The organism is Patescibacteria group bacterium, from assembly GCA_041661505.1.
Lineage (GTDB): Bacteria > Patescibacteriota > Patescibacteriia > Patescibacteriales > JBAZCA01 > JBAZCA01.
This window is the reverse complement of sequence record JBAZUF010000003.1, coordinates 30,694-47,203: the sequence shown is the minus strand read 5'-3', so window position 1 is coordinate 47,203 and position 16,510 is coordinate 30,694. Positions and strand designations below refer to the sequence as shown.

The 16,510-nt window shown below is 43.2% G+C and carries 19 protein-coding genes; 1 reads left to right on the top strand and 18 read right to left on the bottom strand.

The window, feature by feature from the left end; translation table 11 throughout:
- Positions 1-49 precede the first annotated feature (49 nt).
- Positions 50-307 carry a hypothetical protein gene (locus WC715_03745; protein MFA6171531.1) on the top strand — a complete coding sequence of 86 codons (258 nt, stop codon included), beginning with the start codon at positions 50-52 and terminating at the stop codon, positions 305-307.
- Positions 308-424: 117 nt separating this feature from the next.
- Here the strand turns inward: WC715_03745 and atpG are convergent, their stop codons facing one another.
- From atpG to ftsH, 18 genes are all read right to left on the bottom strand, one after another.
- Positions 425-1,405 (bottom strand): ATP synthase F1 subunit gamma, encoded by a 981-nt coding sequence (atpG, locus tag WC715_03740; GenBank protein MFA6171530.1) that lies wholly within the window; start codon positions 1,403-1,405, stop codon positions 425-427.
- Position 1,406: 1 nt separating this feature from the next.
- A complete protein-coding gene (gene atpA, locus WC715_03735; protein ID MFA6171529.1) occupies positions 1,407-2,921 on the bottom strand; it encodes a F0F1 ATP synthase subunit alpha in 1,515 nt (504 codons plus the stop codon).
- Positions 2,922-2,940: 19 nt separating this feature from the next.
- Positions 2,941-3,342, bottom strand: a complete 402-nt coding sequence (gene atpH / locus WC715_03730; protein ID MFA6171528.1) for an ATP synthase F1 subunit delta — start codon at positions 3,340-3,342, stop codon at positions 2,941-2,943.
- A gap of 34 nt (positions 3,343-3,376) precedes the next feature.
- Positions 3,377-3,889, bottom strand: coding sequence for a F0F1 ATP synthase subunit B (atpF, locus tag WC715_03725; GenBank protein MFA6171527.1), 513 nt, complete (start codon positions 3,887-3,889; stop codon positions 3,377-3,379).
- A 128-nt stretch (positions 3,890-4,017) separates the two neighbouring features.
- Complete coding sequence (atpE, locus tag WC715_03720) at positions 4,018-4,230, bottom strand: ATP synthase F0 subunit C (GenBank protein MFA6171526.1); 213 nt, start codon at positions 4,228-4,230, stop codon at positions 4,018-4,020.
- Between the two features lie 26 nt (positions 4,231-4,256).
- On the bottom strand, positions 4,257-5,213 hold the full coding sequence (gene atpB, locus WC715_03715) for a F0F1 ATP synthase subunit A (protein ID MFA6171525.1): 957 nt from the start codon (positions 5,211-5,213) through the stop codon (positions 4,257-4,259).
- A 20-nt stretch (positions 5,214-5,233) separates the two neighbouring features.
- Entirely contained in the window at positions 5,234-5,539 is a 306-nt protein-coding gene (locus WC715_03710) for an AtpZ/AtpI family protein (protein MFA6171524.1), read from the bottom strand.
- Between the two features lie 77 nt (positions 5,540-5,616).
- Positions 5,617-6,459: a TatD family hydrolase gene (locus tag WC715_03705; protein ID MFA6171523.1), complete on the bottom strand. Its 843-nt coding sequence runs from the start codon at positions 6,457-6,459 to the stop codon at positions 5,617-5,619.
- 3 nt (positions 6,460-6,462) lie between these two features.
- Positions 6,463-7,053 carry an L-threonylcarbamoyladenylate synthase gene (locus WC715_03700; GenBank protein ID MFA6171522.1) on the bottom strand — a complete coding sequence of 197 codons (591 nt, stop codon included), beginning with the start codon at positions 7,051-7,053 and terminating at the stop codon, positions 6,463-6,465.
- Positions 7,035-7,667 (bottom strand): CvpA family protein, encoded by a 633-nt coding sequence (locus WC715_03695; GenBank protein ID MFA6171521.1) that lies wholly within the window; start codon positions 7,665-7,667, stop codon positions 7,035-7,037. The genes WC715_03700 and WC715_03695 overlap by 19 nt, the downstream gene beginning before the upstream one ends.
- Before the next feature lie 59 nt (positions 7,668-7,726).
- Complete coding sequence (gene metG / locus WC715_03690; GenBank protein MFA6171520.1) at positions 7,727-9,157, bottom strand: methionine--tRNA ligase; 1,431 nt, start codon at positions 9,155-9,157, stop codon at positions 7,727-7,729.
- 43 nt (positions 9,158-9,200) lie between these two features.
- On the bottom strand, positions 9,201-9,923 hold the full coding sequence (locus WC715_03685; GenBank protein ID MFA6171519.1) for a PHP domain-containing protein: 723 nt from the start codon (positions 9,921-9,923) through the stop codon (positions 9,201-9,203).
- A gap of 3 nt (positions 9,924-9,926) precedes the next feature.
- Positions 9,927-10,712 (bottom strand): 16S rRNA (cytidine(1402)-2'-O)-methyltransferase, encoded by a 786-nt coding sequence (rsmI, locus tag WC715_03680; protein MFA6171518.1) that lies wholly within the window; start codon positions 10,710-10,712, stop codon positions 9,927-9,929.
- An 80-nt stretch (positions 10,713-10,792) separates the two neighbouring features.
- On the bottom strand, positions 10,793-12,442 hold the full coding sequence (locus WC715_03675; protein ID MFA6171517.1) for a hypothetical protein: 1,650 nt from the start codon (positions 12,440-12,442) through the stop codon (positions 10,793-10,795).
- Between the two features lie 126 nt (positions 12,443-12,568).
- The gene (locus WC715_03670; GenBank protein ID MFA6171516.1) at positions 12,569-13,042 is read right to left on the bottom strand and encodes a hypothetical protein; all 474 of its coding nucleotides are present in this window, start codon (positions 13,040-13,042) and stop codon (positions 12,569-12,571) included.
- Positions 13,043-13,144: 102 nt separating this feature from the next.
- Positions 13,145-13,369, bottom strand: a complete 225-nt coding sequence (locus tag WC715_03665; GenBank protein MFA6171515.1) for a hypothetical protein — start codon at positions 13,367-13,369, stop codon at positions 13,145-13,147.
- Between the two features lie 30 nt (positions 13,370-13,399).
- Complete coding sequence (locus WC715_03660) at positions 13,400-14,386, bottom strand: hypothetical protein (protein ID MFA6171514.1); 987 nt, start codon at positions 14,384-14,386, stop codon at positions 13,400-13,402.
- A 212-nt stretch (positions 14,387-14,598) separates the two neighbouring features.
- Complete coding sequence (ftsH, locus tag WC715_03655) at positions 14,599-16,449, bottom strand: ATP-dependent zinc metalloprotease FtsH (protein ID MFA6171513.1); 1,851 nt, start codon at positions 16,447-16,449, stop codon at positions 14,599-14,601.
- Positions 16,450-16,510 lie beyond the last annotated feature (61 nt).

The window sequence follows — 16,510 nt, the reverse complement described above, 5'->3', positions numbered from 1 at the left end:
CTTACTAGCCTAATGTTCTTTATTACATCACAGAAAGGAGGTGAAGATAATGGAGATTTCAAAAACGCCCTTTAGTAAGATCAAGCCCGGCGGAAGATTTTACCTTTCGGAAAAAAGTGCGGCGATAGGAGAGTACTGCACTAAATTTCCCGAACCGGTGGTTAAGCTTTCGGAATGTGAGGCTTTCATAGAGGCAGCTTCCCTGGGCGCCGATGGATTTTCGTACGACTCCTTTAATGCAATCCATTGCCTGGGTTGGTTTGTTGGCGTCCCCGAAGACAAAGAAGTAATTCCCTCGGAGAGATGACGCCGAGTCCAGCCAGTGCCCCCGCGATTCGTGCCATGGCGTAAAATTCGCCAAAGCATCGCCCGTGATTTACCACTTTATAAGCCCTCTGTCCGTCAGGGGGTTTTTCTTTTTCAGCTATTCAACCAAAGCATTCGCCCCAGCCGAAATTTCCGCGATCTCGCGGGTAATGCCGGCTTGCCGCGCCTTGTTATAAAAGAGCGTTAACTCGTCGATCATATCGCCGGCCGCTTCGGTCGCTTGGTGCATGGCGGCCATCCGGGCGCTGTGTTCAGATGCATTTGATTCCAAGAGCGCTTGGAACAATTGCACCTCAATTAAGCGCGGGACCATCTCGTCCAAGACTTCCCGGGGCGAGGGTTCAAAAGTATAATCATAAACGTTCTCGGCTTTAGCCAAGTGCTTTTCCTTTTTCTCATCCATTAATTTTTTATCAATCCCTACCCTCGTATCCTCTCCGACAATCCCGAGATGATCTTCTTCATATTCTACTTCCACTGGCAATAATTGCTTTACTCTCGGCACCTGGCGGGCGGCGTTTACAAAATCCGTATAACCAACCATTACTTTGTCGTAATTCCCGGCCAAATATTCATCGATTGCGAACTTGGCGATCGGGATAACTTCATTCACTTCGGTAACAAAATCCTCTTTCGGGAACTCGGCGCCGAGCTTATAGCCATAGTAGCGGGCAACCGCCTGGCCCTTTTTACCGATTAAAATTATTTCCGGTTCAATTTCAATTTGCGAGCCGATATATTGGTGCTTTTTTATGGATTCGTGGACTTTTTTTATGACATTCATGTTAAAGCCGCCGCAAAGCCCCCGGTTGGATGTAACTAAAATTATTCCAATACGCTTCGCGTTTTTCTTTGCCGTCAAAAGGGGGTGCAGGCCTTCGGAGCCGTTACTGCCGTTCGAAGTTTGAGACAAATGTAAAACCGTCTCCCAGCTTAAATTGGCGTAAGTCCGGGTGCGGAGTACGGCTTCAATGGCTTTGCGCATTTTCGCGGCCGAAGCCATTTCCATCGCCCGGGTAATTTTTTTCATGTTCCCGACCGATTTTATCCTTCTTCTTATGTCTCTGGTTGACGGCATATTAACTTAAAGTCGCTTTATAATCTTCAATTAATTTCCTTACGTCTTTTTCCGCTTTCTCGCTGATTTCTTTAGTCTCTTCAATGGCCTTTAATATCTTTTCGCCGTTAGTAGCGGCGTATTTATGAAGGCCTGCTTCGAATTCCCTGACTTTTTCTACCGCTACATCGTTAACATAGCCATTAATCAGCGCGAAGAAAATTAATACCTGCTGGGTTACTGACACGGTCGCGTACTGGTCTTGCTTTAGGATTTCCATCAGCCGTTTTCCGAGCTCAAGCTTAGATTTGGTTTCGGCGTCTAAGTCTGAACCAAATTGAGCAAAGGCGGCTAATTCGCGGTATTGGGCGGCGTCTAAGCGCATCTGGCCGGCTACTTTTTTCATCGCCTTAATTTGAGCGGAACTGCCAACCCGGGATACGGAAAGTCCCGCGTTAATAGCCGGGCGCTGGCCCTGGTAGAATAAGTCGCCTTCCAAAAAGATTTGTCCGTCAGTAATGGAAATTACGTTAGTCGGAATATAAGCGGACAAGTCGCCGGCCTGGGTTTCAATAATCGGCAAAGCGGTAATTGATCCGCCGCCAAAATCTTTATTTAGCTTGCACGATCTTTCCAGCAAGCGGGAATGTAAATAGAATACGTCGCCGGGATAAGCTTCCCGTCCCGGAGGCCGGCGAAGGAGCAGTGATATTTCGCGGTAAGCGACGGCGTGCTTGGACAAATCGTCATAAACCACAAGAACGTCTTCGCCTTTATCTAAGAAGTATTCGGCCATAGCAGTTCCGGCGTAAGGGGCGATATAGAGAAGAGACGCCGGGTCAGAAGCGCCGGCTAAAACTATTGTTGTGTAATCCATGGCTCCGGCGGCTTCTAATCGCGCGACGATATTAGCGACTTTGGATTCTTTTTGTCCGACCGCTACGTAAATGCATTTCATGTTCTGGCCCTTCTGGTTAATAATCGTATCGATGGCAATCGCGGTTTTACCGATTTGGCGGTCGCCGATGATGAGTTCGCGCTGTCCGCGGCCGATCGGGATCATGGCGTCAATGGCTTTAATTCCGGTCTGGACCGGCTGTTTGACTGATTCGCGGGTAATAACGCCCGGAGCGATTTTTTCCACCGGATAAAAATTTTTGGATTCGATGGCGCCTTTGCCGTCCACCGGTTCGCCCAAAGCGTTCACCACCCGGCCGACAACGCCCTCGCCTACCGGCACGGACAAAATCTTATCAGTCCGGTTTACCTGGTCCCCTTCCTTAATTTCCGTATAGTCCCCTAAAATTACCGCGCCGACGTTATCTTCCTCCAGGTTAAATACCACGCCGTAGACTTTTTTTCCGGATCCGGCGACGAATTCAAGCATTTCCGAAGCCAAAGCGTCGGACAATCCTGAAATGCGCGCGATGCCGTCCCCGACTTCAATAACGGTGCCGACTGACTGCTTTTTTGCTTCAGCCTTAAAACCGGAAATTTCATTTTTTAATTGTTCGATAATAAAATCTTTTGTTGCCATATTATTATTTATGAGGTAATTATTTAGCTAAATCCCTTTTTAGTTCACTTAGCCGATTTCTTAAACTTCCATCAATTACTTTGTCTTCATATCTTATAATTACGCCGCCCAAGATATCCTTATCGACGCTTTCCTTCATTTCCACTTTTTTCGCTCCGCTAATTCCTGCGACATACTCCTTTAGCATATTAGCCATTTCCCTTTTTAGCGGATTAGCGCTCGTTATTTCGGCCTCTAGCACTCCCTCTTCTTTCCTATATATCTTATCCAGTTCTCGGGCAATATCTTTAGCTTTTTTAAAATCGTTGTTTTTAGCGAGCATTTTAACAAATTTTTTCAAGGCATCTATAACCTGGCCGTCCTTTTTCCCCTGGATGGTTTCGTAGAGCGCAAGCGCGTATTGTTTGGCGGAAATTTTCATACTATCGCAATTGATAATTGATCATTGTAGATTGTCAATTATTTATAATCCCTTTAGTTTCCTTAACCATCTTCTCAATTAACTCCTTATCTTCGCGTGAATCCACCTTTTTATTTAATACTTTTTCTACCGCTAAAACTACCAATTCTCCGATTTCTTTTCGGATTTCTTTTAGAGTGATTTCTTTTTCAAACTGCATCTTTTCTTTTTCCTTATTGATTATCACGCCGATTTCTTCCCGAGCCTTGTTAATCATTTCCTTTTTCTTCTCTTCGGCCATCGCGGCGGTCTTCTCCATAATATCATTAGCTTCCTTTTTCGCCCGGGCGAGTACTTCCTTCCGGTCAACTTCAGTCTTCTTTAATTCCTTTTCAATCCGTTCGGCGTCGGCCAGGCTCTTTTCTATTTTTGACGTCCGTTCGCCCATAGTTTTCATAATCGGCTTCAAAATCAAATAGTAAAGCACGGCTAAGACGATGGCAAAGTTAATGGCCTGGGCTAAAAGCAGTTTTAAATCAATGTGAAAAGTCTCAATTAGTGAATCCATAAATTCAATTTTCAATTATCAATCTTCAATTTTCAATTGATAATTGTACATTGTTAATTGACAATTGATTAATAGTCTTACCTCTGCCTCCCACTTTTGTTGGCGGGAGGCAGTCCGTAAAACTACTATTACTTGATCGAAAAAGCGATAACCAAAGCGTAAATAGCGATAGCTTCGGCAAACGCGGCGGCTAAAAGCATCGGGACTAAAATTTTTCCCGAAGCTTCCGGGTTGCGTCCGATGGCTTCCATAGCTTTAGCGCCGATAAATCCGATTCCTAGGCCAGGGCCGATTGAACCGATGCCGATAGCTAGAGCTTTTGCTAACATTACTCCATCCATAGAATTACTTTAAATATAATAATTAATTAATGCTCTTCTTCGTGCGAAGTGGTATTCATGGTCAAGTACGCCAAGATCAGCATGCTAAATATCAAAGCCTGGATCAACCCGACAATTACTTCTAAAAACATGAATGGTACCGGCAAAACAAAAGCTAAAATAGCGGCCATAGAAGCTAGAAGCACTTCGCCGGCAAAAATATTGCCGAATAACCGGAAAGAAAGGCTTGCCACTTTGGCCAGTTCGGAAATTATTTCTATTAGGCCCACCAAAGCTTTTATCGGATTCACCACCAAAACAGTCGGATCTTCTTTTATCTTTTTCGGGATTTCTAAAAAGGCTTTTATATTGATAAACTTATTCAGATATTCCCACCAGCCTAAAGCTATGACGCCGAAAATGTGCGAAACTACTACGCCGATAATCGCCAAAGCTAAAGTCGTATTCAAATCAGCCGTGCCGCCCCGTAAAAACGGAATAAATACTTTTTCACCATGCTCGGAAACTACCTGTCCGACCGAACCGACGCCCGGCAGGAGCCCTAACCAGTTATTGATTAAAATCAATATAAAAAAACTGAATACTAAGGGAAAGAATTTTAGGGATTTTTCTCTAGATCCGGTAACCGAGTCAAAGATTCCCAAAAACCCTTCAATAACCATCTCAAAAACGTTCTGGATGCCGCGCGGTATGGCCTTGATTTTAAAACGGACAATAACGGCTAAAATTAAAATTATGAAAATCGCCACCCAGGAATTGATAAGCGAATTGGTAATGGTAAAATTTTTAAAATGAATAATCGGCTCGGCGAACAGCGTGTTTTCGGTGACAATTTCCTCTTTGCCTCCGGCTTGCGCCTCGGTGCCGGTCCCAGCACTCCCCTCTTTACTGCTTTGAGCCTCGGTATTACTCACTGCTTCGACAGCCTGGGCGCTTCCCTCGTGCTGTACCGCGTTATTTTGTTGTTCCTTAACTTCAGGCATAATATCTAATAGCCAAATATTTATTTTTTACTTTTCTTTTCATCCTCTTCCTCTTCAATCCTTTTAAATTCCCTCCCGGCTTCCCTGACCAGACCGAACATGGAAACGAAAAACGATAAGCCGATCAGGAAAAAAAGGTAAAAAGATTTTCCGCCGTTATATTTATCATCAACCCAGTTGCCGATAAACGCCCCGATTAGAACCGGAAAGGCAATCCAGGAAGAAAACCGGAAAAATAAAATTAGCGCTGGCGTCCACCAGGCTTTTTCTTTGGATTTCTTTTTAGAATCATCCAATCCTTGTGGAGTTTGGTCATCTTCATTCATACTTCTCTCTTCTATATTTAATATCAAATGAAGACATAAGTCAATACTTTTTTTGACGTTTCAACCGCTTTCTTGCCTTAAATATTAAACAATTCACGGGCATTTTTTGTAGTTACGTCAGCAATTTTATCTATTGTCAAACCTTTTGCCTCGGCAATCCGCGCCGCTACGTATTTTACGAGCGACGGTTCGTTTCTTTTTCCCCGGAATGGCTCCGGCGCCATAAAGGGACAATCGGTCTCTACCATAAATTTATGCAAAGGTACTTTGCGCAAGAGCTCGTCATTTTGGCGGTTAAAGGTTATCAATCCAGTAAAAGAGACTAATAGCCCTAAATTAAAATACTGCCAAGCTAGATCTTCCGAACCGTAAAAGCAATGCATCACGCCCCATGGCCGCCCGTCAGCCGGAAAAAGCTCCTTATTCTTCCTTTTGAACTCTTTCAAAATCGCGAGCATATCGTCATGTGCGTCCCGGCAGTGGATTATCACCGGCAAATTTTTTGTCCTTCCCAAGATGACTTGTTCAAGAAATACTTTCTTTTGTTTCTCTTTCACCTCCTCCAGGTCGCCCGTTTTAGGCAAATGAAAATAGTCCAGGCCAATTTCGCCAATTGCCACAACTTTCTCGAAAGTCGTCAGCTTCTCATACATATCGAAATTAAATTCCTCTCCGGTAGCGCTCATTTCTTCTTCCTCTTCTGAAAATTCCATTGGGTGCAAATGGATCGGATGGATGCCGATAGCGGCGTAAACGCCTTTCTCAAACTTATTGGCGTAATCAATCGCCCGCTTCGAGGTCCGGTATTCGGAGCCAACCAGAATCATCCAGGTATCGTTTTCCAAGGCGCGTTTAATCACCTCGTCGGCGTCTTCCCTAAAGGCGCGGAAATTTACATGGGCGTGGGTATCGATGAACATATATTATTTCCTGATAATTTTAATATTTTTAACATCCCTTAAGTCAATGAGTTTTGAGGATCGGCCTTTTAGCTTTCCGCCGTCCACTACTAAGTCCGGCTTTTCTTTTTTAAATATCCGGCTTATCCCCCGGACATCCTTGGCCGGCGCTTTGCCGCTTAAATTCAAGCTGGTGGATATGATAGGTGCTCCGAGCTTTCTAATTATTTTAAGGAGAAAATCATTTTTAGGCAGCCTCATCGCCTGCGTCTTTAGACCGCCGGACAATTCCCGGGGCAGGCCTCTCTTTTTTTCAAGCACGACCGAAACCGGTCCGGGCCAGATTTTCTTTAAATACTTATTTTGCGCCTTATTGATCCGGGAATATTTTTTTGCCATCGCGAGACTGCTAACTAAGATAAGCATGGGCTTTCCCTTTTCCCGCTTCTTAATTTTATAAATTTTTTTAATGGCTTTTTTATCGGTCGCGAGGCACCCTAATCCGTAAATCGTATCCGTCGGATAAACAATTACCTTTCCACGGTTTAAAAAATTGACAATCCTGTCAATTTCGTTTTTCTGTATTTTTTTTAAATTCACTTTGAGGTGTTCCATACGCTTTCCTTCAGCTGTTGCCCGGTAGTTTTTATCTTATCCAAATTAAAGTCTTCCAGTTTTACGCTGCTAAAATTAATAGCGTCGGGTTTTTTCATATCCTTAGCCCCGATAATTTTATTCCAAAGGTTTGGTAAGAGCGGGACAATAACTCCAACGTATTTCAGAAGGGGCGGAGCGATCTGCGATCCCTCTAAATAAGGGGCTAAAAAACTTTTTAAAAATCCTGCCTGCTCTAACCCATATAAGGAAAAGCCGACAATCAAACCGCCAAGGATCAGGCCGAAAATCGCGCCTAACAATCGGTTGATTGTTTTTAAAAACGGAATGAAGAAAAGCGAATTATAACTTCCTTCGATAAGGACGAATACTAAATTAACCAGCCGGTTAGCTATTACGAAAAGAACCATAAAAACTAGAACATGGCCTAAAGTATCAAAGCCGAAAAATATTTTTTTCGCCAAATCATAAGCTGGAAGATAAAATAAATTTGCAATCCAGACGCCGACGATTAACGCGATAATCGCTCCGATAGTTTTTATTAAACCATGGAACAAGCCGTAAAAAGCAAATCCGGCGATGACGAGAATGAGAAAGATATCAAAGCCGCTCATAATATAGAAGTGTTAAATCATGTCCCTGGCTGGAAACATGACGCATTTAACCCAATAAATTAATTGACTCTCGGAAATAGTGAAGCTTGTTTTTTTATTTGTTTTTGGCTGAATTGTTCGACTATCTTTTTTGACACTTCCGGCATAAAAGGCGCCAATAATTTTCCGATGGCAATGATATTCTTCGCCGCCGGCTCCAAAACTTCTTTCACTTCTTTAACATCTTTTAACTTCCAGGGCGCCCGGGAGCTTAAAAACTCGTCCGTTTCTCTGACTTTTATCTGAACAAGCTTCAAAGCGTCATCCAGCGCCAGCGCTTCCATTCTTTTGCCGAAGTTCTTGGCAAGCTCCCTATCTTCATACCCGGCTATATCTAATTCTATCTTATTTTTCTCCAAAAGAGTAGCCACCCGTCCGGCTAAGTTCCCGAGCCCGTTAGCCAGCTCGGCGTTAAATTTTTCATCAAGCCACTTCCAGCCAATATCGGCGTCGTTCCCAAAAACTGCGGCGGCCATTAGTAAGTATCTGGTCGCGTCAACGCCGTAGCGGCTAATCAGTTCCTCGGGCGAAATTACATTGCCAACTGATTTACTCATTTTTTCGCCGCTTACCAAAAAGTATCCATGCACGAACAGTTCTTTAGGCAAGGAAAGCTCCAAGGACATTAGCATGGCCGGCCAAATCGTCGCGTGCACTCTTAAGATGTCCTTACTCATTAATTCAGCGTCGGGCGGCCACATTTCCGGCGCCTTCCCCAAAGAACCGTCCCAGTCCAGGCCAGTCAAATAGTTTAAAAAAGCGTCCGCCCAAACATAAATCGTATGGCTCTTGTCCCAAGGGATAGGTATTCCCCAGCTTACATTCTTCCGGGAAAATGACACATCTTTTAAGCCTTCCTTTTTATAAAAACTCAAAACTTCATTCTTTTTCCCTTCCGGCCGGATCAAGAGTTCATCTTTTTCAATCAGCTTTAAAAGTTCCTTTTCATACTTTGACATTTTAAACATGTAGCTCTCTTCTTTGAGATGAATAGGCGGGATTTTATGGTCCGGGCAAAGGCCGTTTATTAAATCTTTTTCATTCTTAAACTGCTCACAGCCGGTGCAGTAAAGCCCCTCGTAGCTTCCTAAGTATATATCCCCTTTTTCATACATAACCTGCATCGCGTTCTGCACTGCCCGGATATGATCCCCATCCGTCGTCCGGATGAATTTATCATAGCTAATATCCATTTCTTTCCAGGCTTTTTTAAATTCATTGGCAATTCCATCAACAAACTCTTTTGGGTTTTTGCCTTCACTTTCAGCTTTTTCCGCGATTTTCGCCCCATGCTCGTCAGTCCCGGTTAAGAAGAATGTTTTATCGCCGATTTGCCGGTGATAGCGCGCCAAAACATCGGCCGCCACGGTCGTATAAGTATGGCCGATATGCGGTTTGGCATTAACGTAATAAATCGGCGTGGTAATATAGAATTTTTTTGATTTTGGCATCTTGATTTAATTTATTAATCTATCTCGAAAAAGTCAGTCTAATCTACATCTTTATATTTAACAGTTTAAACAATTCTTTGGGATAATTATTAATAATCAAATTATCCGTCAGCCCGATCTTCTTCTTTATTTTATCCAAAGAAGAGTCGTCCCCCAATTCCCAAACATTATGCGAATCGCTGTTAACAATCAACTTTTGTTTGTATTTCTTAACCGTCTTAATTATTGTCTTTAAATTTTCCAGCGTATCCGATCTTAATTTGCGCTCTCGAATATAACTTAAATTGATTTCCAAAAGGATTTTTCTTTTGCAGGCTTCTTCCGAAATTTTCCTTACATCGGCCGGAAAAATGAAAGTAACGAATGGGTGGGTGATAATATCAATTTTTCCCGACCTAATCGCCCCAACCATCGCGTTAGTATTTAACTTCTTACCCGAATCCTCGTATCCCGCGTTCTTATGAAATCCGGCCATGACGTAATCCAATTTTTTTAACATTTCTTCCGTTACGTCAATATTGCCGTCTTTATCAATAATATTGGCTTCCACTCCCCTCAAAAGGCGGATGCCGTTTATCCAATGAGGAATCCGCAAAATAGTATTAAAATAATTATAGTCGGCATGGTTTGATTCCAAATCCGGCCCATGTTCGGAAATACCGATAACTTCCATTCCCAGCTCTTTCGCCCGGTTAACATACTCAAAAATAGTGCTTTGGGCGTGCAAGCTGGCGACAGTATGGATATGTAAATCAATTTTTAACATAGGCTAAGCTATAATTACGACAAACTCCCCTTTTTGGTCGTCCGGACTGCCTTTAATCTGTTCAATAATATGGCCGGTCTCCCCCCGATAAACCGTCTCGTACATTTTGGATAGTTCTCGGCATACTACTACAGAAGTAATCTCCTTTTTTTTCTTTTTTTCCTCTTTAGCCTTCCGGTACGGCTTCTCCTTAATCGCGGCGGGCGCCTCTCTCTTTATCTCTTCGGCCATTGCTTTGAGCTCTTCTAAAAACTTGATTATCCGGTGCTTGGACTCGTATACTACGACCGGATATTCGCTTAAAAAAATCCGTTTTAAAAATTTATTCCGCCCTTTTTTATGCGGCGGAAAGCCTAGAAAAATAAACTTATCGGTCGGGATGCCGGAAATTGACAAAGCGGCTGTTACGGCCGACGGCCCGGGAACTGATTCGATTTGGACAGTATTCTTAGCGCCAAACCCATCCTCGTTGTCCGCTCCAAACCTTTCGATCACCGCCTGGACGAGCTTCCCGCCAGGGTCGGAAATTCCCGGCGTGCCGGCGTCCGACACTAAAGCCAGGCTTTTGCCCCGGGAAAGGAGCTCTAAAATATGCTCAATCTTATTTAAGTCCGAATGCTGATGGTAAGAGATTGTCGGGGTAGAAATCTTATAGTGATCCAAAAGCCGTTTGGTAATCCTCGTATCCTCGCACAAAATAAAATCCACTTCGCCTAAAATGCGCAGAGCCCTTAAAGTGATATCTTCAAGATTTCCGATTGGGGTGGCGACTATGTATAAAGTAGACATTAGTTTGAAATTTTGTCCGTAAATTTTTTCCTTAACTCCCGAATTTATCACTAATGAGCAGCCAAAAATACTTAGATAAATTACTGTCCCAGCTCCTCCCGGCGCTCCCTTACGTACTTGGTCCATTCTTCAGTCAATTCTACGAAAATTTTGAAAGGCGCCTCAATAATAAAATCGAGAACAAAGACAAAAACGTTCATCCGGGAGAACTTTTCCGAAAGCCACTTGCCGACGGCTAAAATCGGAGTATAGAAAAAATCGGCTAAAAGCCCCAAAAAGTTCTCTTTTTGGTCGGTAACCACAAGCTCCCTTACCCGCTTTCTGATCCTTAAGCTGAAAAAACTCACCAAGGTCAGGAAGAAAAGGAAGATGGTAATACTGATAAAATTAAAGTTTATTTCCGTCAGAAGCCAGACCACAAACCCGAAGGAGGCAAAAAAAGTAATTATATAAATCAACCCGAAAAAAGTATTCAGGCTGCCGCTTTTCTTTAAGGGAACTCTTATCTTGTAAGGCTCCTGGCGCTCAAATTCAACATAAGTAATTTGTTTTATCCCTTCAATTATTTTTTTCGTATTCTCGTCTGAAGGGACTGAAGTAAACATAACAATAATAAAAAGCAGGATGGGCGGGAATCCGATATTAATAGCCAGGGAAAAAGCGTTAACGGTTTGGCCGAGAATCTGGGTAACCGGGACCTCCAGGATAAAGGCCAAAACCATTTTTGTCATAAAAATGTAAATAATACTGCGTACTGCCGCCCGCCAAAGTTTTGACCTCGCGCCCTTATACTTTTTTTCGCAAACCGCCTTGATCGTTTTTTCGAATTCGGACGGTTCGTTTTTCATCTTGTTATATGCGCCGATCGGATCGGCTTCAATCACTTCAGTTAAAACGGAAAAAAAGACGGTATATCGCCCGATTACTTTATCGACCCGGGCTGAAAGCGGATGGTCGATTTGATAGCCGATCGCCTCTTTTAGAAATTCGAGATTATTGGCGATCTTTGCTATTTGCTCGTCGCCAGGCGCTCCCCAGCCTTCATTAAAATATTTAAAAAGGATGAACTCCATCATGTTTCGGTCGAAGCGGAAATAATTCCTATTAATTCCAAGGTAAATCTGAATTTCCTTGTCTTTTTCAAAATTCTGGTCGGAGACGATAATATCTTTATTCAAAATCTCATACATATAATTAATCAGAGTCTCCTGGGAAAGAGTCCGCCCCAAACGCTCTTCAATTTCCGAAGCGGCGATGCCGATAATCCAGCCGGTCAGCCCCTTTTTATCCTTAAGACGGCCGGACTTCAAAGAATAGGCGTTTAATTTCATGTATTTATTGATCACCTCCGCTATCTCATCAATCTTGGTTTCCGGGATTTTGTTATTGGGAAGATAATCAGCCCGAATCAATTCGGTCAGAAGCAGGCGGGCTACTTCGCCGGCCTTTCTTTTTTCAATCGACCCCTGGATGACCAGCTGCCGCTTCAGGTTTCTTTCAATGGAATATTTCCTTAAGAGGTGTTCGTCCTTGTAATCTACCGAATATCTGATTTTTTCGTAAAAAAAAGCCATTTTGGATATTAGCGCCGATACCTTGATTTTTGGCTCATCGTTTTCCGGTTCAACTTTTTCTTTTTCATCATAAATGACTCCAAAAAGTTTTTTCGCCCTTTCGTCGATGGTCGTCTTATTTTCATTTTTCCTTTGGGTCAGAGTTGGATTTAACATATTATTGTTATTTTTTCCTCGCTTTACGCGCTTAACTATTTGAATTCTAACACATTTTTAGCCAAAAATCAATCACTAAAAAACCTCTCCTTGCTTGCCAGGGAGAGGCCATTTTATAGGCAAATTTCAGTCCAGTTTAAAGCTTGATTTAATGTCCTCCCTCATTTTAGAGGTCCATTTATCCTGCCAGTCAGCCGGTGCCTGGTCCCAAAACTTAATTAAATAGATTCTATTATTCCCGGCTTTCAACTCCTCAAAATTTACATTGCTTCTCTCTTTGTCAGCCAGCTCTTTCCATTTTTCTTCTTCATAAGCCCTAATGACAATCGGCTTTGCGTATCCGGGAACTTCCTGGGGAATGCTTTTGTCCGAAGTGGGGACAAAAAATTCTATATCTCTATACCCGTCGGCGTCCTTGCTTTGGGTCTGATAATATAAAAACTCGGCCGTCAACTCCAAAGAAAATTTCAAGCCTTCGTTCCGGTAATTATAAACTCCCTCTTTATTTAACTCGTCCATCGGCGGCTTATTAAAAAGACTGCAGCCGGTAAGAACCGATAGGGCTAAAATTCCGGCCAGGATTAAATTCAATTTTTTCATAATCATTTTTATTAAATTATCCCGCCCCTCTAAAGAAGGGACGGGATTATTATTGCGCGCCGAATTGCTTTTGTCAAACCTGGGCCCGGATAGGAAAATGACTTACATTCTTATGAATTTATTGATTTCTTTTTTTATCACATGGATCTTATAAGCCATGTAGAAAAAACCGTAGGCGATCATAATGGCAATAAGACCCATAACCAAACGGAGCATAAAATCAGTCCAAACAATCAAGATTCCTAAAAGGAGCAATATAACCCCGTTGCCAATCAGTCCGTAAACAAAATAATCAACTTTTTTTTCTATCTTTTTATAGATCTGCATATATTAATAATAAAGTTTTTAATTATAGAATTATTGGGAGTTTTGCGTATTTTCCCTGGAAAAAATCCTGACAATTTTACTTACCCCTCCTTTATTAATCAATTCGAGGAATAACCCGGTCCAGGCCGATACTTGAAAAGTAGCGATAATCGCTCCGGTTAATACGATTAGGCCGATAAAGGATAAAAGGCCCAGGATCATCACCAGCCAGAATCCGGCTTTAAAGGCCAGATTCAAAAAGACCGCCGCTAGAAATAAAAATGGAATCGCGATTATTAAGATTAAGAGGATGGCGATGATGCCTAAACCAAGATTTATCAAGGCCAAGAGTAAAGCCATCTCGATGCTAACCAGCCAATTGGCTTTAAAAAGCTCCCAGCCGGACCGGATTGATTCCATCGTTCCCTGGCCCTTTATAACGACGTAGCCGATCGAATATTTAATAAGAAAAGAAATAAAAATGGCGGCCGGTATAAGAATTATAAAAGCAGCTATATAAGTAAGGCTAACCATTCTAAAACTCATCAAAATCGGGATTAATAATAGAGTGAAAACTCCGGTAAGGATTATCCGGTTGATGAGATTCAAAGTAAACACCGGCCAAAAATTGCCGATGCCGGACTGGATTGAATCCTTGAAGACGGGTTTTTTATTTTGGATATACTTCGCCGAAGCGCCGACTAACGATGCCTGGCAAACAACTACCAGCCAGACTAAGAAGGCCGACAAGGCTAAAAATACAAGTAAAAACAAAATGACTATCGCGAAATTTATCGGGTCGGTTTGGGCCGTCTTCAAGACGTTTTTTAAGCCTTGGGGGGTAAAAATCCCGGTTGAGGCAATAGTGCTTAAGTTGGGAAAAAGCTGGGTCTGCCCGTCATCAATAAATGTTTTCGTAATAATTTCATATTCCCCGCCATTACCCAAAAGTGCGGCGAAAATCCCGAAAAACCAAAGGAATTTCAATTTCCAGGTTATTTCCCAGGCCTTCTTTAAGATATGGCGATAGAAAGTCATAATTATGGTTTTTTCCGCCAGGATTTGTTTTCCCGGCAGAGAAATATGGCGGCTTAAACCGCATTATTAAAGTATTTGATGAGCCTTTCAAGGCCGACTAAGCAAGAAAAAAAAAGGCTAACCCAATTATACCATTTATCGCCCAGGTTGAGAAGAGTAACCCCGGAATTTATTTTGGCTGATGATGAGTACTTTTTATTTGATGCGCTTTTTTAGATGACCCGGCCCTGCTCCCTTGTTTTCGGGCCGACTAATTTTTCAAATCCTTCTTTTTCTATTGTTTCTTTCTCCATCAATTCTTTAACCACTTTTTCCAGCTGAACTTTTTCCTTTTTAATAATATCTTCCGCCATTCTAATCCCCTCTTTCATCAGCGTCGCGATTTCCTTGTCAATTTCTTCGGCAATTTTTTCCGAATAATCCCTTTGCTCGTGAATTTCCCGGCCGAGAAAAATCATTTCCTCTTTTTCGCCGAATGTCCGCGGTCCAAGCGTACCGGACATTCCATAGTCAGTAATCAATTTCCGGGCCAGCTGGGTCGCCCGGCGGATATCAGAAGTGGCGCCGGTAGAGGGCTCGCCGAAAATTTCCTTCTCCGTTATAAAGCCGGCGAGAAGGACGGCGATTTCTTCGATGAATTCAGTCCGGGTATGGTAATGCTTGTCTTCTGAAGGAAGCTTTAGGGTATAGCCGCCGGCCCGGCCGCGGGCGACGATCGAAACCTTGTGGACCGCATCGGTATGGGGCAAAAAGTGCGCGACGATCGCGTGCCCGCCTTCGTGGTAAGCCGTTATTTTTTTCTCGTTTTCGGATAAAATTCTCGAGCGCCGTTCAGGCCCTAGCATTACCTTTTCGACCGATTCCAAAACATCCGGCATTTCAATTACTTTTTTATTCTGGCGCGCCGACAAAATCGCGGCTTCGTTTAGAAGGTTGGCTAAATCGGCGCCGGAAAATCCCGGAGTCCGCTCGGCTACCCGGCGCAAATTGACATCTTTTCCTAAAGGCTTCTGGCGGGCATGGACTTTCAAAATGGCTTCGCGGTCGGCAATATCCGGCTCATCCAAAATTACCCTCCGGTCAAAGCGGCCGGGGCGCAGTAGCGCCGGATCTAAAACGTCCGGGCGGTTGGTGGCCGCGACAATTATCACATTCTCATTTTCTTCAAAGCCGTCCATTTCCACTAAAATTTGGTTTAAGGTTTGTTCGCGTTCGTCGTGCGATCCGCCCAGGCCCGCTCCCCGCCTCCGGCCGACCGCGTCAATTTCATCGATAAAAACGATGCAGGGAGAACTTTTTTTCGCGCGCCGGAATAAATCGCGAACCCGGGAAGCGCCGACGCCGACAAACATTTCTACGAATTCCGACCCAGAAATGCTGTAAAACGGAACGTTGGCTTCGCCGGCCACAGCCTTAGCTAGTAATGTCTTGCCGACGCCCGGCGCTCCTAGTAAAAGCACTCCGCGGGGAATGCGCGCCCCGAGCTCTATAAATTTTTTCGGATATTTTAAGAAATCTACTACCTCTTTCAACTCTTCTTTAGCCTCTTTTACGCCAGCCACATCTTTAAAGGTAATTTTAACTTTATTTTCTTTCCCAAACTCCTTGGCCTGGGATTGGCCGAACATCATCGCCCGGTTGTTTGCTCCGGCGACCGAGCGCATCATAAAATAAATAAAAACGCCGATTAGAATCGCCGGCAGGATGAACGGAAGGACTGACGAGATCCAAAAAGATGATCCCGACTCGCTTTTGACTTCAACATCAACCGCTGAAATTTTTTGCGGATCAACGCTGTAGTTTTTCATAACCTGTGAAAAAGATTCTCCGGCCTCTTTTTTAACGGTTTCTGTTTTCCCGTCTTTTAGGATAACATTCAGATTGTCGCCTTCAATTGAAATCTTTTGCACCTCGCCTTTATTAATTTGGGTGACAAGCGCGGGAATGCCGAGCGTATCGGTCTTTTTCCCCAAATCCACTCCGTTCTGGAAAAAACTAAAAATACTGATTATCAGAATAAAAACCAGAAAAAATATAAAAAAATTCTTTAATAAGTTGGACATAATAAATTATCAGGCTTAAATCCCGCATTAGGCGGTAAACGCGCTAACGCAATTATAAAAC